Here is a 20,789-nt window from a genome sequence, read left to right as displayed (position 1 = left end):
TACAGAATTATAATTAGATAGTCAGATTTTTAAAAAAGTACGCGATTTATTTGTGCAAATGTTTTTTGATAATATGCTTCTTTTGTTGAAGAAAGAATTACTCCTTTTGAAGTAGAGGTATGGATAAATTGGAGTTCATCATCATACACTTCAGTTATAATTCCTACATGATTTATTTGGGAACGGTTATTTGTTTTAAAGAAAATTAAGTCTCCCTTTTCGGCTTGTGATATGTCTTTTCCTAAGTTTATTCCCGTTTGAGACTGCTGAATTGAAGTTCTAGGAAGTTTTACATTATATTCACTATAAACTGTAAAAACCAATCCAGAACAATCGTACCCTGCTCTTGTTGTGCCTGCTGTTTTATATCTTATTCCTAAATTATCAGTAGCCGATTCAATAATATTTTCGGCTAGTTGATTGCTTGATTTTGTGCTTTTTTTTGAAGATTTACTAGTGACAATTGAGCTCGATTTACAAGAGCTAAAAAGTATTGTGAAAGCAAGTAGATATAAAAGGTTTTTCAAAATAATTTATTTTTTTAATTCTGCTACGATTAACTCAGCAGTTTTTTTGCTTGCGCCAACTCCGCCTAATTTTTCTTCGAGTACATCATATTTAGTAAGAAGTGTTTTTCGGTAATTAGGTTCTAAAATTTTAGTAAGCTCTTTTTTAATGTTTTTATAGTTAAAGTCGTCTTGTATTAATTCGGTTACTACTTCTTCATCCATAACAAGATTTACAAGCGAGATGTATTTTAAAGTAATAATACGTTTTGCAATTTGGTATGATAGCCAGCTGCCTTTATAACAAACTACTTCAGGAACTTTAAATAGTGCAGTTTCAAGAGTTGCTGTTCCTGATGTCACTAATGCTGCAGTAGCAATTTTTAGTAAATCATATGTTTTATTTGTTATGAATTTAATGTTTTTATTAATAATAAATTTTTCATAAAAGGCATAATCTTGACTTGGTGCACCAGCAATGACAAATTGATAATCAGGAAAATCATCAACAATACTTAACATTCCTGTTAACATTTTTGTGATTTCTTGTTTACGGCTGCCGGGAAGTAAAGCAATTATGGGTTTGTGGTCTAGGTTGTTTTCTTTTCTAAAAGTAGGTTCATCTATGTTTTTTTGATTTTGAATAGCATCAATTAATGGGTGTCCTACGTAATCTACTTCGTAATCGTATTTTTCATAAAAGGGCTTTACAAAAGGTAATACCACATACATGTGATCAATTGTATTCTTAATTGTTTCTACTCTTCCAGGTCTTGAAGCCCATACTTGTGGACTAATGTAATAAAATGTTTTATAGCCTTTTGGTTTTGCCCATTTTGCAATTCGGAGATTAAAGCCTGAATTATCAATAAATATTAAAGCATCTGGATTAAAAGCTTCAATGTCTTCTTTGCAAAAGTCAATAAATTTCAGAATAGAAGATAGATTTTTTATGATTTCCGCAAATCCCATAAAAGCGCGCTCTTTGTAATGAGAGACTAATTCAGCTCCAGCTTGTTGCATTAAATCACCACCCCAACATCTAATTTGAGCGTTATTATCTTCTTTGAGAATCTCCTTAATCAAATTTGATCCGTGTAAATCTCCTGATGCCTCTCCGGCTATAATATAATATTTCATTTAAAAACAATTAGTGTAAAAGTGCAACATCCAAAATCCAAAAGTTACTCGTTAATTTAATTACGATGTGTTTAAATTAATACCGTAATTAAAGTCATTATTAATAAGGATAAAATAATTCCACGTGCTATAATATCTTTATTCATTTTTAATAAAATGGCAAAAATTATAAGATTTGGAATTGATCCTAAAGTAATAAGTTTGCCTAATGAACCTTGCATTTTCATTATTTGAACACCTGTATAAAAAGTATATTCAGTAAATAAGGTTACAAAGATATAGCTACCTAACAAAGTGCCAGCAAAACCCAATAATAAACCATAAAAAACAGCTAACTTATTCATTCCATTTCCAGTTGTTAAGTTGTTGTACTGTGTGATGCGCAGTTAAGTCAAATTGTACTGGTACAACTGAAATATATCCATTTGCAAGCGCCCACTCATCGGTATCTTCGCCTTTGTCTAAATTTATAAATTCACCCGCTAGCCAGTAATAGTCTTTTCCTTGAGGTGTTACTCTTTTATCAAATTTTTCAGCCCATATTGCTTTCGCTTGACGGCAAACTTTGATTCCTTTTATTTGCTCCTTTTTTAATTTTGGAAAATTCACATTCAACACTACATCCTTAGGTAGTCCGTTATGTAATGTTTCCTGAGTTATTTTTTTTATAAAAGGTTTTATGGTTTCAAAGTCGGCATTCCAGTCATAATCTAAAAGGGAAAAACCAATAGCTGGAATTCCTTCAATACCTGCTTCAACTGCAGCACTCATTGTTCCAGAATAAATCACATTTATAGAAGAATTAGATCCATGATTAACTCCTGAAACACATAAGTCTGGTTTTCTTTTTAAAATTTCGTTGACTGCTAATTTTACACAATCAACCGGTGTTCCGGAGCAACTATATTCTGTTATGTCAGCACCTTCTTTAGATATTTTATTTAAATACAATGTGCTATTTATAGTAATGGCATGTCCCATTGCACTTTGTGGTTTGTCTGGTGCAACTACTACAACTTCTCCTATTTCGGACATTACTGCAATCAATGCACGCATCCCGGGAGCTGTTATTCCGTCATCATTAGTCACTAAAATTAATGGTTTAGTCTTTGACATATTTTTTTAATTTGAATTTTAATTGTATTTTTTATCTCGATTACAAAATGTGTTTCTAAATCAAGTAATCATAAACAAAGGAAACAAATTTTATTAACTTCGACCGTTAAAGCTAAAACAAAAAAACATTTTTATATCTTTAACAAAAATTTATAGGCAGTTCACGGTTGCTGGCATAGTTTTTACCGTAACTTAGTTTAAAAAATGAATGAATACAATTATTATCTTTATGAAAAGACATTATAAAATACTCCTAGCAGTTGTTGCGCTTTCAGCGACATTGTTTGCTTTTAAAATTAAATCAGGAGACGAACCAGACCCGGATAAAGACAAGTTACTTTTAGAATTATTAATGTTTGTTGTAGAAAAAGGACACTATAATCCTGCTGCGATAGATGACAACTTTTCTAGGGGTATTTATAAAGATTATGTACAAGCTTTAGATCCTTCTAAACGTTTTTTCTTACAGTCTGATATAGATGAGTTTTCTAAATACGAAACACAATTAGATGATGAGTTAGTGAATAAAGATTTAACGTTCTTTAATCTTACTTATACACGCTTGATGAAAAGAATGCAAGAGAGTAAAAATATTTATTGTGGTATTTTAAAATCGCCTTTTAATTATAAAGTTGATGAGTCTTTTGATACGGATTATGAAAAAGCGCCTTATGCTAAAAATTCTAATGAATTAAAGGAAAGATGGCGTAAGCAGATCAAATTGTCGACTTTGTCCTCATTAACTGATCGTTTAAAAACGCAAGAAGAAAATGCTAAAAAAGAAGCTGACCCGGAAAATAAAGACACAAAAATAACTAATACTGATAAATCTAAATCGTACGCTGAACTAGAAAAAGAAACGCGCGAAAATGCTCAAAAATCATTAGATGAGTATTTTGGGTTTATGAATGATTTGAATAGAGAAGATTGGTTTTCAGTTTATATCAATTCGATTACTGCCCGTTTTGATCCACATACAAATTATTTTGCTCCTGAAGAAAAAGAACGTTTTGATGTAAGTATCAGTGGTAAACTTGAAGGAATTGGTGCGCGTTTACAAAAGAAAAATGATTATACCGAGATTTCTGATCTTATTTCTGGAGGTCCTGCATGGAGAGGTAAAGATCTTGAAGCTGGTGATATTGTAATGAAAGTTGCTCAAGGTGATGCAAAACCTGTTGATATTGTAGGAATGCGTCTTGATGATGTAGTAAAGAAAATAAAAGGACCAAAAGGTTCTGAAGTGAAGCTTACCGTTAAAAAAGTTGATGGAACAATAAAAGTAATTTCAATAATTAGAGATATCGTTGAAATTGAAGAGACTTATGCTAAGTCAAGTGTTGTAATGAAAAATGGATTGAAATATGGGGTTATTTATTTACCAAAATTCTATATTGATTTCGAAAATAAAGACGGTAGAGATGCTGGAAAAGATATTGCGTTAGAAGTAGAGCGATTCAAAGAAGCTGATGTTGACGGAATAGTTCTTGATGTTCGTGATGATGGTGGTGGATCTTTATCTACAGTTGTTGATATTGCGGGATTGTTTATCGAGCAAGGGCCTATTGTTCAAATTAAATCTTCTGGTAGAAAAAAAGAAGTGTTATATGATAAAGACCCAAAAATTGAATGGGACAAACCTTTAGTTATTGTAGTTAATAGTTTCTCTGCTTCGGCTTCAGAAATTTTGGCTGCAGCTATACAAGACTACAAAAGAGGAATTATAATTGGTAGTAAACAAACATATGGTAAAGGAACAGTACAAAATGTAATTGATTTGAATCAGTTTGTTAGAAGTAGTACTGTAGGTGATTTAGGGGCTTTGAAAACAACAACTCAAAAATTTTATAGAATTAATGGTGGGTCTACTCAACTTGAAGGAGTAAGTAGTGATGTGGTTATGCCAGACCGTTATGCTTATTTAAAAATGGGAGAACGTGATGTTGATAATGCCATGCCATGGGATAAAATTGATCCAGCACAATATACTATTTGGAATAAAACACAGCGATTTAATTTAGCTATTAACAATAGTAAACAACGTATTGCAAGTAATCCACAGTTTCAATTGATGGAAGAAAACGCAAAATGGATTGATAGTCGTAGTAATGATAATACGTACAGTTTAAACATGGAAAAGTTTAAAGTTGCTCAACGTGAAATTGAAGATAAAGCTAAAAAATACCGTCCGCTTTCTCAATATAAAAATGGTTTGGAATTTACATCTTTACCTTATGAAGTTACTGAAATGAATCAAGATCCTAGTTTGAAAGAAAAGCGAGAAAGATGGCATGAAAGTTTAGCTAAAGATATTTATATCGAAGAGGCTTTAAATGTTCTTGATGATTTACAAACAAGTGTTGATCAAAAGCGAAGCATGACAAAAATGAAAAACGATAAACTAAAAAACGATAAATTAGTAAAATCATAGTAGTAGTTTATAAATGAATAATAATACACAATCTTTAACAGCTATTGCGCTCCAAAAATTCAAAAAGAATTTTTGGGGCGTTTTTAGTTTTGCATTTATACTTGTTTTAGTCTTTGTATCTGTATTTGCTTATGTTCTAGCGCCAGATAAATCAGCTAATGCAAATCAAATGCATTTATCAATTCACTCAAAGCCACCAGGTTTTAATGTAAAAATCATGGCAATCCCTTTGGGGGATAAAATTGAAAGTAGTTTTTCTGATTATTTTTTTGGCGGTGCCAATAGTTTGACAGAAATTCCCATATCGAGTTATAAAATCAAGAATAATGTAATTGAATACGTAGCGTATTCTGACGAGCCATCTCTTCAAATGGTGAAAGAAGTTTCTTTGAAGTCTTTTGTTGGAGAGACGTCAATTGAAGCGGCAGCAGGTAAATTTATATCAAGTAGAACTTTTTATTTGGGTACTGATAAATATGGTAGAGACCTTTTGAGCAGAATGTTAATAGGTTCAAGGGTTTCGATTTCTATTGGTGTTGTTGCTGTAGTTATCTCCTTAGTTGTAGGTATCTTTTTTGGTGCTATTGGTGGCTATTTTGGAGGGAAAACGGATGCGCTTATTATGTGGGTAGTAAATATTATATGGTCTATTCCTACGTTATTACTAGTTATTGCAATTACACTTGCTCTAGGTAAAGGATTTTGGCAGGTATTTGTTGCCGTAGGTTTGACCATGTGGGTAGAGGTTGCGCGTGTGGTTCGAGGACAAGTAATTAGCGTGAAAGAAATGCAATATGTAACTGCGGCAAAAGCATTGGGTTTTGGTAATTTCAGAATTATATTCAATCATATTCTGCCTAATATTATGGCTCCCGTTATTGTGATTTCGGCAGCAAACTTTGCTAGTGCTATTCTTGTGGAAAGTGGATTAAGCTTTTTAGGATTAGGAGCACAGCCGCCAATACCTAGTTGGGGGAGTATCATCAAAGATCATTACAGTTATATTATTTTGGGGAAACCCTATTTAGCAATGGTGCCTGGCTTAGCAATTATGTCGCTTACTTTAGCTTTTATGATGATGGGTAATGCATTACGCGATGCACTAGATGTAAAACAATAATAAATGTTATAATTAAAAATAAATATGAGAATTAACCAACTGTTTTTAAGTTCAATAGTATGTTTAGTTGCTTTAGTTTCTTGTAAAAAAGAAACTGCATATCAAGATGACGTCATATTATTGGATAGTCTCGATGTAAGAAATGATACTAGAGTTAAAGGAGGACAAACTGTAGGGGATATTGTTTTTGATTACTTTCCTACTGCTACGAATAATCAAATTATAAAACACGATTATTACACGTTGTCTTATAATGAAGATGCTGAGCAGGCAGAATGGTTGGCTTACGAACTAAAAAAAAATTACATCATTAATAATGATTTTAAAAGACCTTATTTTATTGAAGATCCTAAAGTAAAATCACAATCAGCTGACTGGAGGAATTATAAAAGGTCTGGGTATGATAAGGGGCATCTTTGTCCAGCAGGAGATATGGAATTTAGTAAATCGGCTTATGATGATACGTTTTATACTTCTAATATTTCTCCACAAAATCATGATTTTAATGGCGGAATATGGAATCGTTTGGAGCAAAAAGTCCGCTATTGGGCACAAAGATATGATGGGGTTTATGTTGTTACAGGAGGAGTATTAAAAAACACCTCTAAAACCATAGGTACGGAAAAGGTAGTGGTTCCTGATTTTTTCTATAAAATTATTCTTGATGAATCAAATGGAAAATATAAAATGATTGCTTTTTTGATTCCTAATGTAAAAAGCAACAAACCTTTGTATGATTTTGTAGTATCTGTGGATAGTATCGAAAAAATGACTGGTATTGATTTCTTTCCTAAACTAGAGGATGCTGTTGAAAATAATTTAGAGAAAAACAGCAGTATTAAATCATGGGTTTTTAATTAAAAAAAAGATTTAATACTACCACTCATTTACTTTGTTAGCATCCATTTTTAGGAATATAAACAGCAAAATTGTAAATCCCCAGAGACCTGAACCTCCATAAGAAAAGAAAGGTAATGGTACTCCAATTGTTGGAAATATACCAATAACCATAGCAATATTCACAAAGAAGTGAATGAATAATATTCCTGCTACACAGTAACCATACACTCTGCTAAATTTTGTTTTTTGCCTTTCGGCCAAATAAATAACGCGAAGAAATAAAGTTACAAATAATATGATTACCGTTACCGAACCTAAGAAACCCCATTCTTCACCTACTGTTGTAAAAATATAATCAGTATGTTGTTCTGGGACAAAACCACCTTTAGTTTGTGTGCCTTCTAGAAAACCTTTTCCTATCCAACCCCCAGATCCAATAGCAATTTCAGATTGATTAGTGTTGTATCCAATTCCTTTTAAATCGACTGTTTTACCTAATAATATATTAAAACGGTCACGATGGTGTTGTTTAAATACATTATTAAATACATAGTTTACTGACAAAACAAATCCACTTATTAATCCGAAGATCACTAAGCTTGCAATAGGATTGCGGTCTCCTAATCTAGATCTGTAGTAAATTATTAAAATAACTAACAAAGAGGCTAGAATAATATATCCAGGTTGGATAACAAGCGTTAAAACAAACAATAAAATAGCTATAAAACCAGTCCACACATACCAAGAAGGTAGCCCTTCGCGGTAAAGTACAATTATAAAAATACTATAGATAAGAGCACTTCCAGGGTCTGGCTGTGGTAAAATAAGCATTACTGGCAAGAACACAATAGCTAATGCTTGAATTTGCCTATTGGTTTCTTTTAAGTTTATTTGCGAATCACTGAGGAATTTGGCTAAAGCCAATGCTGTAGCTGCTTTAGCAAACTCTGATGGCTGTAATGTAAAACTTCCTATTGCATACCAACAGCGTTGTCCAGCAATAGTTTTTCCAAAAAGGAATAATCCGGCAAGCAGTAGTAACGCACCACCGAAAATAATACTAGCGTATTTTTCATAAAATTTACCATCAACAGCTAAGATTATAAAAATTAACGGAATTGTTAATAAGATGAATATAAGTTGTTTTTGAGCGGTGTCATCAGTCGCTGATAACGAGGAAGAGTAGATGTTAATCCATCCCATCGCAACTAATGATATGTATATGATAATACACGTCCAGTCAAGGTTTTTTTTAATGCTTTGATTTTTCATTTGAAATGAATAGCTATATTAGTTTTTAGATGTGCTGTCACTTACTGCAGCAGTATCTACGTTTGTAGGCTTTTTTTCGAAATTGTTTTTAGGGGTAGTTTCAATAGCGCTTGCTTCTTTCATACCTCCTAATTTAGCATAACGATCTCTTAAGCTTATTTTTAAGACTCTTGTTTCTAAGTCAACTCTTGATATCTTTTTTCGCAGGTATTTTTCGATCATTAAACTTGCAATAGGTCCTGCGATTGTCGCTCCATATCCACCATTTTCTACCATAACCGCAATCGCAATTTTTGGATTGTCTTTTGGTGCAAAGGCTACAAATATAGAGTGATCTTCAAGTTTTGTTCGTTTACCATTTATTTTGGCATAATTTTCTGCAGTTCCTGTTTTACCACAAATGTCAATCCCTTCTACGCGTAAACTTTTTGCAGTCCCCATATTGTAAACATCAAATAATCCTTGAATAACGGGTTTAAAAAACTTTCGGTCAATAGTGGTTACATGTTTTTCAGTAAACTTAGGGTCTATTTTACCGCCCTTAATATTTTTTATGATATGAGGAGTGTAATAATACCCTTCATTGGCAACTGTTGCCATCATGTTCGCTAATTGAATAGGGGTCATTAAAACTTCTCCTTGTCCTATAGAGTTGGATATAATAGTTGTGCTTCTCCAGCCACCATTTGGGTAAATACGTTTGTAGGTTTTAGAATCCGGAATATTTCCTCTTTTTCCAGTAGGTAAATCATAACCCATAAATTGTCCTAATCCAAAACTGCGTACGTGCTTGCTCCATACGTCTACTGCATAAGCTGGTTTCGCATATTTATTTATAGTGCGCATGTATACTTGTGCAAAATAGGTGTTACATGAATTATATATTCCGTTATTTAAACTGTGTGGGCCAAAACCGTGACACTTCATGAATCGGCCTCGTGCATAGCTAAATCCGTGGTGACACATAAATGTGGTTTGTTCATCTATAACCCCCTCTTGCAGACCGATTAACCCAGTAAGGATTTTAAAAGGCGATCCAGGAGGGTATTCAGCTAATAGACCTCGATCGTAAAGAGGTTTTGCAATTGAATCATGATACAATAAAGTGTAGTTTTTTGAGCGCTGTCTTCCCACTAAAATGGAAGGGTCGTAAGAAGGGGCTGTTACTAAAGCTAATATTTCACCTGTACTAGGTTCTATAGCTACAATACCTCCTCTTTTATTAATCATTAACTGTTCACCATATTTTTGAATTTCAGCATCTATAGATAGTGTGATGTCTTCTCCTTGTACGGCTATTGTATCATATTTTCCGTCTTTGTACGAACCTATTTCTCTGTTGTACTTGTCTTTTTGAATGTATTTTACTCCTTTTATCCCGCGTAAAATTTCTTCGTAATTTTCTTCAACTCCTTGTTTACCAATTAAATCACCACTATTATAGTACGGTTTTTTAGCAATTAACTTTTCATTTACTTGAGTAATGAAGCCAAAAATATTAGCGCCATAATCTACCTCATAATCACGTAGGGATCTTTTTTGAAAGTAGAAACCTTCAAATTTTCTTATTTTTTCTTGAAAAGCAGCAAATTCGTTTTTATTTAATTGCGATAAAAATACTGATGGAAGTCTTGGGCTATACACCTTCGCCTTAGCGATTTTCTGGATGTAATCCTCTTTAGTAATCTTTAATAGTTGACAGAACTCTACAGTATCAATTTTTTTAAGTTCTCTAGGAATAACCATGATGTCATACGACGCCTGGTTTGCAACTAATAATTTACCATTTCTATCGTAGATGTAGCCTCTTTCAGGATATTCGAATTTTTTCTTAATACCATTATTTTCTGATTTTAATTTGAAAGTATCGTTGATGACTTGCAAATAAAAAATGCGGATTAGTAGCAAAGATGCTGCAATGATTATTAATGAAGGCAGCAGAAATTTTCTCATCTTTTGTTAGGCTTAATAAGGTATATTATAATAATGCAACTGATAGTGGTGAAAGCGGTACTTAATAAAGCACGTATTAATGTGTCTAAGAAGAAACTAATTTGAAAAGCTTCTAATATGAACAGTGTAAAATGATGTAATACAACCGAGATTAATATAAATGAAAATCGTTCGGGTGTTAAAGAATCATTTAATTTAATGGTTTGGTATTCATAACTGACACCAAATGAAAATTTAAATATTGAGGGCCTCATGTAAGCTAGTAACAAACAAGCTGTGGCATGAATTCCTCCTGAATTAGAAAAGAAATCCATTACTAATCCTAGAAAAAAACTAGCAATTAGTAATCCTGATTTGTTTCCGTTTACTGGATATAGTATAATAAACAATAGGTAAGGGAAGGGCATTATAAAACCCAAAAATGTCATATTGTTAAAAATAACTATTTGAACGGCTAATAATAAAATAAACCGAGAAATATTGACTAACAAAGTGCTATTCATCTTTCGTTGTTTTTTCTAAATTATTAAGTTCGTTTCTGTTTTTACTTTTGATAATATAGACATGGCCTAAATTGGTCATGTCATTGAATAGTTTAATGTCTAAGGTGTAATAATTGGTCTTATTGTCAATGTATACTTTGTTGATTGTTCCAATGTTAATATTCTCTGGAAAAATTACTGACTGTCCTCCAGTAACAATAGTGTCTCCTTTTCTAACAGATGCAAGTCTCGGTACGTCTATTAACTGAACATATCCAGTGCTTTTACCATTCCAAACTAAAGATCCAAAGTGGTTTGATTTTTTAACTTTTGCGTTTATTTGTGATTTAACATTCAGGATACTAATTACAGTAGCGTAGTTAGGAGATGTTTTATCTACTATTCCTACAATTCCTAAGTTGTTAACAACACCCATATCAGGCTCAACACCTGCAAGGGTTCCAGAATTTAACGTTAAGAAGTTTTCGTGAACATTAAAAGAGTTGTGAATAACTTTAGATACCATGATATCATCAGGTAAGTCTGTTTTTAAGTTTTGAAATTTTTTAATCGCTGTAGAGTCTTTTGATTTAAAAATCACACTTTTTAGTCGTGCATTTTCTAAAGCCAGCGCCTCGTTTTGCGTTTTTAAATTCAAATATTCACTTACATTATTGATTTTCTCGTAAACACCACCGCTTAAAAAATTAGCAGAACTAATTACCCTGCTTTTATGGTACGAATGAGATTGTATTGTGAGTGCTAATGAAATGCATAATAACAGCAAAAACAGTAAACGATTACTGTTTTTAAATATGAAATTAAATATTTGCTGCATTTCTTGTCTTTGTTTTGTTATTTAAAGAAGTTCTCAAGATGCTATTTCACTAAAATCAAATATAAAAATCTATTTTAGTGAAATAATACCTTTTGAATATTCTTATTTTATCAAGATACTTTTAAATTTTTCGATATTTTTAAGTGCCATTCCGGTTCCTCTAACAACTGCTCTTAATGGATCTTCAGCAATATAAACAGGTAAATCTGTTTTTTGTGAAATTCTTTTGTCAAGACCTCTTAACATAGAACCTCCACCAGCTAAATAAATTCCGGTGTTATAGATGTCAGCAGCTAATTCTGGAGGAGTTTGAGATAAGGTTTCCATTACAGCATCTTCAATTCTTTGAATAGACTTGTCTAATGCTTTTGCAATTTCTCTATAAGAAACGTCAACTTGTTTTGGTTTTCCTGTCAATAAGTCTCTACCTTGGACTGACATATCTTCTGGCGCTGTTTCTAAATCTTCAATAGCAGCTCCAATTTGAATCTTTATTTTTTCAGCAGTACTTTCTCCAACAAAAAGATTATGTTGTGTACGCATATAATAAACGATATCATTTGTAAAAACATCACCTGCAATTTTAACAGATTTGTCACAAACAATTCCGCCTAATGCAATTACAGCAATCTCAGTTGTTCCACCACCTATATCAACAATCATGTTTCCTTTAGGCTGCATGATATCAATTCCTATTCCTATAGCAGCAGCCATTGGTTCGTGAATTAAGTAAACTTCTTTACCATTTACACGCTCGCAGGACTCTTTAACCGCTCTCATCTCTACTTCTGTAATTCCAGAAGGGATACATACTACCATTCTTAGAGCAGGAGTAAACATCCTCTTTTTCAATGCTGGTATGCTCTTTATGAACATGCTGATCATTTTTTCTGAAGCATCAAAATCCGCAATTACACCGTCTTTCAAAGGTCTTATTGTTTTAATGTTTTCATGTGTCTTACCCTGCATCAGGTTGGCTTCTTTACCAACGGCAATGATTTTACCAGAAATCCTATCTCTGGCAACAATTGATGGGCTGTCAATTACAACTTTATCATTATGTATGATTAAAGTGTTAGCTGTACCAAGGTCTATCGCGATATCCTCAGTCATGAAATCAAAAAATCCCATAAGTTTTTTAGGGGTTTAAAAGTTAAAAATTAAGAGCTAGCAAAGTTAAACAAATTAATGTTTAAAATGACGTGTTCCTGTAAATACCATTGCAAGTTTATTTTCATTACAATAGTTGATGCTTAATTCATCTTTTATTGATCCACCTGGCTGAATTACAGCTGTGATTCCTGCATTTTTTGCAATCTCTACACAATCAGGAAATGGAAAAAAGGCATCACTAGCCATAGAAGCTCCATGTAAATCAAATCCAAATGTTTTTGCTTTTTCAATTGCTTGAAGTAAGGCGTCCACTCTTGAAGTTTGTCCCGTTCCAGATGAAATAAGGGTTCCGTTTTTTGCAAAAACGATCGTATTTGATTTTGTATTCTTGCAAACTTTAGAGGCAAAAATCAAATCTTCAATTTCTTGTGATGTTGGACTTGTTATTGTAACGGTTTTTAAACCGTCTTTATTGTCTGTAATCCCATTTCTTTCCTGAATTAACAAACCGTTAAGACAAGTTCTCACTTGTTTTGCTGGTAATGCTACTTCGTTTTGAATTAGTATTATACGATTCTTTTTTTCTTGTAAAATTGCAATAGCTTCTTTGTCGTATTCTGGAGCGATTACCACCTCACAAAACAACTTGTTTATTTCTGTTGCAGTTGCTATATCTATTTTTGTATTCGAAATTAAAACACCCCCAAATGCTGAAGTAGGATCGCAAGCTAATGCGGCTACGTAAGCTTCGCTAATTGTTTTTCTAGATGCTAATCCACAAGCATTATTGTGTTTTAGAATTGCAAATGTAGGTCCATCAGTTTTAAATTCATTGATTAAATTTACAGCTGCGTCTACATCAAGTAAGTTGTTGTATGACAATTCTTTTCCGTGTACTTTTTTGAAGATAGCGTCAAAGTCACCAAAGAAATAACCTTTTTGATGTGGGTTTTCTCCGTATCTTAAAACTTGTCCTTCAGCAATACTTTCTTTGTATACTGTTTCATCAGTATTAAAGTAGTTGAAAATAGCGGTATCGTAATGTGAAGAAACGTGAAAAGCTTTTGTAGCTAATAGTTTTCTATCTGCAAGAGTTGTAGCGCCATTTTGAGCGCTAATCATGTCGAGTAATAAGCTGTATTCGTCTACTGAAGCTACGATTGCAGTATCTTTAAAATTCTTGGCAGCAGCTCTAATTAAAGAAATTCCACCAATATCAATTTTTTCAATTATATCTGATTCGCTTGCGCCAGATGCGACAGTTTTTTCAAATGGGTATAAGTCAACAATTACTAAATCAATTTGTGGGATGTTAAACTCTTTCATTTGTTGCACATCACTCTCGTTGTCTTGACGATTTAAGATTCCTCCAAAAACTTTTGGGTGTAATGTTTTAACTCTTCCACCTAAAATTGAAGGATAAGAAGTAACATCTTCAACCGGTACAACTGGAATTCCAAGGTTTTTTATAAAATCTTCTGTTCCTCCTGTTGAATAAAGTGTAACGTTTTGACTGTTTAGTAGTCTTACAATAGGTTCAAGGCCTTCTTTCGAAAATACTGAAATTAATGCAGATTTAATTGTTTTTGTTGTGTCCATGTTTAGTTGTAGTTATAAGGTGCAAAAATAGTTTTTTAAACTGAAAATTAAACTATTTGAAAAAGAGATAATTTGTTAATACTCTGCTAATTTTAGAGAACAAGCAAAATCAAAGTGCAGATATACAAGGATTACTTATTTCATTAGGTTTTTGAATTTAAATTATAGAATTTTACTTTAACAGAAATTATTACATTATGATAGTCTATTTTCGATTATTAAAAGAGAGTTTTGCTTTTGCAATAAGTGCTTTAACAAATAATAAGCTAAGAACATTACTTTCTTTGTTAGGAGTGACAATTGGTATTTTATCTATCATTGCGGTACTTGCTGCAGTAGATTCTTTGGATAAAAAAATCACAAAAGACTTGAGTAGTTTAGATAAAAACACCATTTATTTAATGCGTTTTTCTTTTGGTCCCTCTGAAATTCCGAAATGGAAAAGAGAGCAATTTCCTAATGTCAAATACGATGAGTATACTTATTTGCAAGGAGCATTGACGAACACGGATGAAATTGCGTACCAACTTTTTGTAAAAAATGAAAGTATAAAATATGAGTCTAAATTAGTAAGTGACGTGAATATTACTCCGGCTTCTAATGAGTTAATTGATATTCAAGGATTAGAGTTTGAGAAGGGAAGGTTTTACAATGCATCTGAATCTAATTCAGGTACTGCTGTAATTGTTTTGGGTAGTGAAATAGCAAGCGGACTTTTTGATGAATTAGACCCTATTGGTAAAAATGTTCGTTTGTACGGACAACGCTTTACGGTTATTGGTGTTTTAAAAAAGCAAGGAGAGGGAATGTTTGGAGATAATGATGATACATCAGCGTATATTCCAGTGAATTTTTTAAGAAGGTTGTATGGTGATAATAATGATTCAATGACACCGGTTATTTTAATCAAGCCCAATAAAGGCGTTGATATGGATGCGTATAAAGCAGAAGTATCTCAGAAATTAAGAAACGTACGCGGACTAAAAGCAGGTGAAATTGATAATTTTTTCATCAATGTAATGTCTGGATTTACGGATTTAATTGATGGAATAATAGGTCAGATGAATTTTGTAGGTTGGATAATAAGTGGATTTTCGCTATTAGTTGGTGGTTTTGGAATAGCGAATATTATGTTCGTATCGGTTAAGGAGCGTACTAACCTAATAGGAATTCAGAAATCGCTTGGCGCGAAAAATAGGTTTATTTTATTTCAGTTTTTGTTTGAAGCAGTAATTCTGTCTGTTATCGGAGGGATTATTGGATTAATACTTGTTTGGTTGATATCTATTATCTTAACAAACTTGTTGGATTTTGAGTTTGTATTAAGCACTTCAAATATAATACTAGGAACAAGTTTAGCGGCTTTAATTGGCTTAATAGCTGGAATTCTTCCTGCAATAAGTGCGTCTAAATTAGATCCTGTTGAAGCGATTAGAACGGGAATGTAATTAGTAGATTGCTTTGTCTAAAATTTATAAAGTGATTTAGTTTCGTAGAAAACTAAATTAAGTACAATATAGTCCAATCTAATTTTTGTTGCATTAAACGAATCGAAATTAAATAAATGTTTATGGTTTTACTGAATTTACAAAAGGGTTTTTCTATAAATAATATTGGTGTAACGGTAAATAAAGAATAAACGTTTTAGTTTTATAGCACAAAAAAAAATCCCAAGAAGTAAATTCTTGGGATTTTTTAGTTTATTAAATAATTCAGAATTATCTAACAGTATTGTTTTGAATTAAATCAATGTATAAGTTGATTTTGTCTTTCAATTCTTTTCTTGGTGTAATAAAATCTAAGAAACCGTGCTCCAATAAAAATTCTGATGTTTGAAAACCTTCTGGTAGATCTTTACCAGTTGTGTCTCTAACAACTCTAGGTCCTGCAAATCCAATCAAAGCGCCTGGCTCAGAGATATTAATATCTCCTAACATTGCGTAAGATGCGGTTGTTCCTCCAGTAGTAGGATCAGTACATAATGAAATATACGGTAATTTTGCTTCGGCTAGTTGTGCTAGTTTTACTGATGTTTTAGCTAATTGCATTAATGAATAAGCAGCTTCCATCATACGGGCACCTCCAGATTTAGAAATCATTACAAATGGAAGTTTGTTTTTTATTGCATGATCAATTCCTCTCGAAATTTTCTCGCCAACAACAGCTCCCATAGATCCTCCAATAAATGCAAAGTCCATACAGCAGATCACTAATTCTTTACCTTTAGATTTCCCTACTCCTGTACGCACAGCGTCTTTAAGTTTGGTTTTTTCCATGACATCTTTTAATCGATCTGCATATTTTTTTGTATCAACAAAATGTAAAGGATCTTTAGAGGTTAGGTTTTTATCTAATTCAACAAACTCATTGTTGTCAAACAAAATTTCAAAATAGGTTGCACTACCAATTCTAACGTGAAAGCCGTCTTCTGGGCTTACAAATAAATTGCGTTCTAACTCGTCAGCATCAATTATTTTACCGGTAGGTGATTTGTACCAAAGTCCTTTTGGAACATCCATTTTGTCTTCGGTAGCCGTCGTAATTCCTTTTTCTTTTCTTTTAAACCAAGCCATATTTATTGTTTTTTTTGTTTTGGGTTTAAAGTTTAATTGTTTTGCTAAACTTTAAACCTAAAACTTTAAACTTTTTGTTATAGTGTATTCACGTTGTTTAAGTCAGCAAATGCTTGTTCCAATCTTGTGTTGAAAGTTACTTCGCTTTCACGTATCCATTTTCTTGGATCGTAATATTTTTTATTTGGAATATCAGCTCCTTCAGGATTACCAATTTGAGTTTTTAGATAGTTAATGTTTTTAACCATATAATCACGAATTCCTTCAGTGTATGCAAATTGCAAATCAGTATCAATGTTCATTTTGATCACTCCGTAGCTAATTCCTTCTCTGATTTCTTCAAGTGTAGAACCTGATCCTCCGTGAAAAACAAAATCAACAGGGTTGTTTCCTGTGTTAAATTTCTTTTGAACAAAATCTTGAGAATTTTTTAAGATTTTTGGAGTCAATTTTACATTCCCTGGTTTGTAAACTCCGTGTACGTTTCCAAAAGCTGCTGCAATTGTAAAACGAGGACTTACTTTAGATAATTCTTCGTAAGCAAATGCTACTTCTTCAGGTTGTGTGTATAATTTAGAGCTATCAACATCAGAGTTATCAACACCATCTTCTTCACCTCCGGTGATTCCAAGTTCGATTTCTAATGTCATTCCCATTTTGCTCATTCTAGCTAAGTATCCTTTACAAATTTCAATGTTCTCTTCAATTGGCTCTTCTGATAAGTCAATCATGTGAGAGCTAAACAATGGTTTTCCAGTTGCAGCAAAATGTTCTTCTGAAGCATCTAATAATCCATCGATCCAAGGTAAAAGTTTTTTAGCGCAGTGGTCAGTATGAACAATCACTGTAGCTCCGTAAGCTTCTGCTAATGCATGGATGTGTTTTGCTCCAGCGATTCCTCCAGCAATAGCTGATTTCTCGTTTGCGTTAGAAAGTCCTTTTCCAGCATTAAACTGTGCTCCTCCGTTAGAAAATTGAATAATAACGGGTGCGTTTAATTTTGCGGCAGTTTCTAAAACTCCATTTATTGTACTAGATCCAGTAACGTTTACTGCAGGTAGAGCAAAGCCTTTTTCTTTCGCATAATTGAAAATTTCTTGTACTTGATCTCCTGTAGCTACTCCTGGTTTGATGTTGTGTGCCATTGTAAAATTTTTTAGTGGTTTTTTTTGTTATTAGTTCAAGACTGCAAAAATAAGAATTAAATAGCATTAGAAGGGGTAATTTATTCCAAAATTTAAAACAGAGTTCCCAAAATTATAATCTCTAAACCATTTTTTTCCTGTTTCATTTGCTGGATCATAGGTTTTAAATCCAAAGTCAAATCTTACTACTAAAAAATTTAAATCATATCGTAGTCCAATTCCTGAGCCTACCGCAATGTCTTTTAGGCTTTTAAATCCATTAAATGTGGATTTTTCATCAGTTACATTATCGAGTACGTTCCATATGTTTCCGCCATCAACAAATAGGGCACCTTTAAAATCTCCTAATATTTTAAATCTAAATTCAGCACTTAAAGCTATTTTCATGTTGGCCTCATTAAAGTCATTCACAGCGCCACTGCGTCCTGGTCCCAAGCTATAAGGTTGCCAAGCTCTATTATCATTCGATCCACCAGAGAAATAACTTCTTGAGAATGGAATGTTGTCAGAATTGCCAAACGGAATTGCTATACCAAAAAAACTTCTAATGGCAAGTACTTTCTCTTTAGTTAAATCCCAATGTTTGATATAATCGAATTCTGTTTTTATATATTCTGAATATTCTAAATTAAAAATCTCTCGGTTCCCATTGGCGTTGACCGACTGATTTGTGGCGTCAGCAATTAAGGACAATAATGATCCAGCCGATTCGATTTTAGTCTTAAATAGATAAAAAGTTTTGTCTTGTAAATCTTTTTTAGTGGTCTTTGTATAGGTAAAGCTGGTGGCTAATATAAAATCATTTTCAGTCAAACGAACCCTTCTTTCTTCAATACTTTTTACAGATTGATAATCATCATCTGTTGATGTCAATCCTGTAGAATTATTCAGCACTGCGTTTGTAAAACCCGTTGTGCCTGACTGAATGATTAAGTTTTTATCAGTTGTATTGTCAAAATAGTCATTAATAGTGTTGTACGTTTTTCCTACTGCATTTAGCGCATCATAAGAAGAGCCATAAACATTAAAATAGTTGTTTGGATTAAGATTGCGAACAAACTGTGCATTAAATAAGTCAAAACGAGCTGTATTGTTTTTCTTTGGATTCCAATTATAGCTAACTGCTCCTGTAAAGTTTTCTTTATCCAGACCTATGTTAGTTTGTCTCGCGAGACCAAGTGACATAAGTGTAGACGGGATCATGCTTTTAGGAATAATTCTCTCTGTAGAAAAAGGTAGAAAAATTCTAGGGATATTAAGCTTTAAGTCGGCACCATATTCCGAGACATTAAAGAACTGATTGTTAGGGTTTGCTAAATCTTTTGATGAACCTATGTTCGCACGACCTGAAAGCTCAAGTGTTTCGGCTCCATTAAAAACATTTCTAACAGTTATTGAAGGACTTAGTGAAATACCAATATCTTGAATGTTAGAATGAGTTATGTCAAAAAAAGCACCAAAACTATATTTTTTTCTGGGAGTCAAATAAATTTTTGCGATAAGAGAACTTGCTGTACTGTCTCTTTTATCAACTTCATATTGAATACTTGGATAATTAAATATTTTTAAATTATTTAAATAACGTGTTGTTAAGACGGTTTTAAAATCAGCATATTCAGAACCTTTAGTAATGAAAATTGCATCAGCAATGGCGTATGGTTTGTATTTTAATTTTTCTTGGCTGTATAAATTAAAGTTTTTATAGGTTACGCTATCCTTAAAAACTTGATTTGATTTATTAGTAACGTAATCGGTATAGATGTTCACATCACTAATTTTATATAGTTTAAAAGGTTCTGTGGTTGTAGAATCTTTGTTTTGATAGGTATAATCGTTAATGATTAAATTTACATTGGCCTTATTTACTTTGTTAATGGTGTCAATGTTAAAACTTACATAAGTGGGCTGAAAATAATAAGCTCCATTATTTCTAAAATGAGTAGCGATTCGGTTTTTTTCTTCGTCAAAATCAGCAGTTTTATATTGCATACCTGACTTGATCAACGAGTTTGATACTTGCGTTTTGTATAGCGAATCTAAAACGGGTGTAGAAATTGTGGTTTTTAAAGAGTCAAGTAGGTATGGTTTTTTAGTATCTATGAGGTAACTAATTTTTGCTTTTTTATTTTTTATAGTATCTAATTTATAGCTTGTAGTTACATCAAAATAGCCTTTGTTGAAATAATAATATTTCAAGCGTGTAACTGATTTAACAGTTTTTGATGTATCAATAATTGCTGGCGGTTCACCTACTTTTTTTAAGAACTCATGAATGCCGTGATAAAGAAAAGATTTTCCTAATCGGTCCACCTGTTTTGCCGAAAGGAATTTTGATTGACGCTCGTATAATCCTGGGTGATTTTTAAATTTTGCTAGATAAGTTGAGTCTGGGTTTAAATTTGCTAAATTGTATAAATTTAAACGTAATGGGTATCCCAGCACAAAAGTACTATTGGGTTTTTGATATAGCTGATTATAAGCGTTTTCCTCACTTGTGACTTTGTCATTTACAATAATTTTGTTTTTTACAAGTCGCGTTTTTCCTTCAGGAACTCTTTTTTCAGTGTTACAAGCGGATATTATTATTCCTATTAGAATAAATAGTGATATTTTTGCTGAAATTTTTTTCAAGGGTTTAAAATATTTAATTCAAAAGTACAT

At 32.6% G+C, this 20,789-nt stretch carries 17 protein-coding genes; 4 read left to right on the top strand and 13 right to left on the bottom strand.

What is annotated here, in order from left to right:
- Positions 1 to 29: 29 nt before the first annotated feature.
- The 4 genes from ACVEGE_RS05005 to surE all read right to left on the bottom strand — a co-directional run bounded on the left by ACVEGE_RS05005 (position 30) and on the right by surE (position 2,762).
- Entirely contained in the window at positions 30 to 527 is a 498-nt protein-coding gene (locus tag ACVEGE_RS05005; protein ID WP_192501126.1) for a C40 family peptidase, read from the bottom strand.
- Positions 528 to 533: 6 nt separating this feature from the next.
- Entirely contained in the window at positions 534 to 1,646 is a 1,113-nt protein-coding gene (gene lpxB, locus ACVEGE_RS05000; protein ID WP_192501127.1) for a lipid-A-disaccharide synthase, read from the bottom strand.
- Positions 1,647 to 1,717: 71 nt separating this feature from the next.
- Positions 1,718 to 1,990: a hypothetical protein gene (locus ACVEGE_RS04995; protein ID WP_192501128.1), complete on the bottom strand. Its 273-nt coding sequence runs from the start codon at positions 1,988 to 1,990 to the stop codon at positions 1,718 to 1,720.
- Positions 1,983 to 2,762, bottom strand: a complete 780-nt coding sequence (gene surE / locus ACVEGE_RS04990; RefSeq protein ID WP_192501129.1) for a 5'/3'-nucleotidase SurE — start codon at positions 2,760 to 2,762, stop codon at positions 1,983 to 1,985. Before surE ends, ACVEGE_RS04995 begins: the two co-directional genes overlap by 8 nt.
- A 208-nt stretch (positions 2,763 to 2,970) precedes the next feature.
- Here surE and ACVEGE_RS04985 point away from each other — a divergent pair, with 208 nt between their 5' ends.
- From ACVEGE_RS04985 to ACVEGE_RS04975, 3 genes are read left to right on the top strand one after another with little or no spacing between them, the layout of a single operon-like run.
- Positions 2,971 to 5,193, top strand: coding sequence for a carboxy terminal-processing peptidase (locus ACVEGE_RS04985; RefSeq protein WP_173853633.1), 2,223 nt, complete (start codon positions 2,971 to 2,973; stop codon positions 5,191 to 5,193).
- Positions 5,194 to 5,206: 13 nt separating this feature from the next.
- Entirely contained in the window at positions 5,207 to 6,313 is a 1,107-nt protein-coding gene (locus ACVEGE_RS04980) for an ABC transporter permease (RefSeq protein ID WP_173856199.1), read from the top strand.
- A 24-nt stretch (positions 6,314 to 6,337) separates the two neighbouring features.
- Positions 6,338 to 7,174, top strand: coding sequence for a DNA/RNA non-specific endonuclease (locus ACVEGE_RS04975; RefSeq protein ID WP_192501130.1), 837 nt, complete (start codon positions 6,338 to 6,340; stop codon positions 7,172 to 7,174).
- 15 nt (positions 7,175 to 7,189) lie between these two features.
- Here ACVEGE_RS04975 and rodA read toward each other — a convergent pair whose 3' ends face one another.
- The 6 genes from rodA to purH form a co-directional block, all read right to left on the bottom strand.
- Positions 7,190 to 8,425, bottom strand: a complete 1,236-nt coding sequence (gene rodA, locus ACVEGE_RS04970) for a rod shape-determining protein RodA (protein WP_192501131.1) — start codon at positions 8,423 to 8,425, stop codon at positions 7,190 to 7,192.
- An 18-nt stretch (positions 8,426 to 8,443) separates the two neighbouring features.
- The gene (gene mrdA, locus ACVEGE_RS04965; RefSeq protein WP_173856196.1) at positions 8,444 to 10,378 is read right to left on the bottom strand and encodes a penicillin-binding protein 2; all 1,935 of its coding nucleotides are present in this window, start codon (positions 10,376 to 10,378) and stop codon (positions 8,444 to 8,446) included.
- Positions 10,375 to 10,881 (bottom strand): rod shape-determining protein MreD, encoded by a 507-nt coding sequence (locus tag ACVEGE_RS04960; RefSeq protein WP_173856195.1) that lies wholly within the window; start codon positions 10,879 to 10,881, stop codon positions 10,375 to 10,377. Before ACVEGE_RS04960 ends, mrdA begins: the two co-directional genes overlap by 4 nt.
- Positions 10,874 to 11,698, bottom strand: coding sequence for a rod shape-determining protein MreC (mreC, locus tag ACVEGE_RS04955; protein WP_192501132.1), 825 nt, complete (start codon positions 11,696 to 11,698; stop codon positions 10,874 to 10,876). The genes ACVEGE_RS04960 and mreC overlap by 8 nt, the downstream gene beginning before the upstream one ends.
- Before the next feature lie 102 nt (positions 11,699 to 11,800).
- Positions 11,801 to 12,829, bottom strand: a complete 1,029-nt coding sequence (locus ACVEGE_RS04950; RefSeq protein WP_173856191.1) for a rod shape-determining protein — start codon at positions 12,827 to 12,829, stop codon at positions 11,801 to 11,803.
- A gap of 54 nt (positions 12,830 to 12,883) precedes the next feature.
- Positions 12,884 to 14,410 carry a bifunctional phosphoribosylaminoimidazolecarboxamide formyltransferase/IMP cyclohydrolase gene (gene purH, locus ACVEGE_RS04945; protein ID WP_192501133.1) on the bottom strand — a complete coding sequence of 509 codons (1,527 nt, stop codon included), beginning with the start codon at positions 14,408 to 14,410 and terminating at the stop codon, positions 12,884 to 12,886.
- 197 nt (positions 14,411 to 14,607) lie between these two features.
- Between purH and ACVEGE_RS04940 the strand changes: the two genes are divergently transcribed.
- Positions 14,608 to 15,858, top strand: coding sequence for an ABC transporter permease (locus ACVEGE_RS04940; RefSeq protein ID WP_173856189.1), 1,251 nt, complete (start codon positions 14,608 to 14,610; stop codon positions 15,856 to 15,858).
- Between the two features lie 270 nt (positions 15,859 to 16,128).
- Here the strand turns inward: ACVEGE_RS04940 and accD are convergent, their stop codons facing one another.
- The 3 genes from accD to tamL form a co-directional block, all read right to left on the bottom strand.
- Positions 16,129 to 16,983 carry an acetyl-CoA carboxylase, carboxyltransferase subunit beta gene (accD, locus tag ACVEGE_RS04935; protein ID WP_173853644.1) on the bottom strand — a complete coding sequence of 285 codons (855 nt, stop codon included), beginning with the start codon at positions 16,981 to 16,983 and terminating at the stop codon, positions 16,129 to 16,131.
- A gap of 77 nt (positions 16,984 to 17,060) precedes the next feature.
- Entirely contained in the window at positions 17,061 to 18,128 is a 1,068-nt protein-coding gene (gene fbaA, locus ACVEGE_RS04930; RefSeq protein ID WP_173856188.1) for a class II fructose-bisphosphate aldolase, read from the bottom strand.
- Between the two features lie 66 nt (positions 18,129 to 18,194).
- The gene (gene tamL, locus ACVEGE_RS04925; protein WP_192501134.1) at positions 18,195 to 20,759 is read right to left on the bottom strand and encodes a translocation and assembly module lipoprotein TamL; all 2,565 of its coding nucleotides are present in this window, start codon (positions 20,757 to 20,759) and stop codon (positions 18,195 to 18,197) included.
- Positions 20,760 to 20,789: the final 30 nt, after the last annotated feature.

It is taken from the genome of Flavobacterium sp. PL002 (genome assembly GCF_054165825.1).
This window is presented reverse-complemented; position numbering and strand designations above follow the sequence as displayed.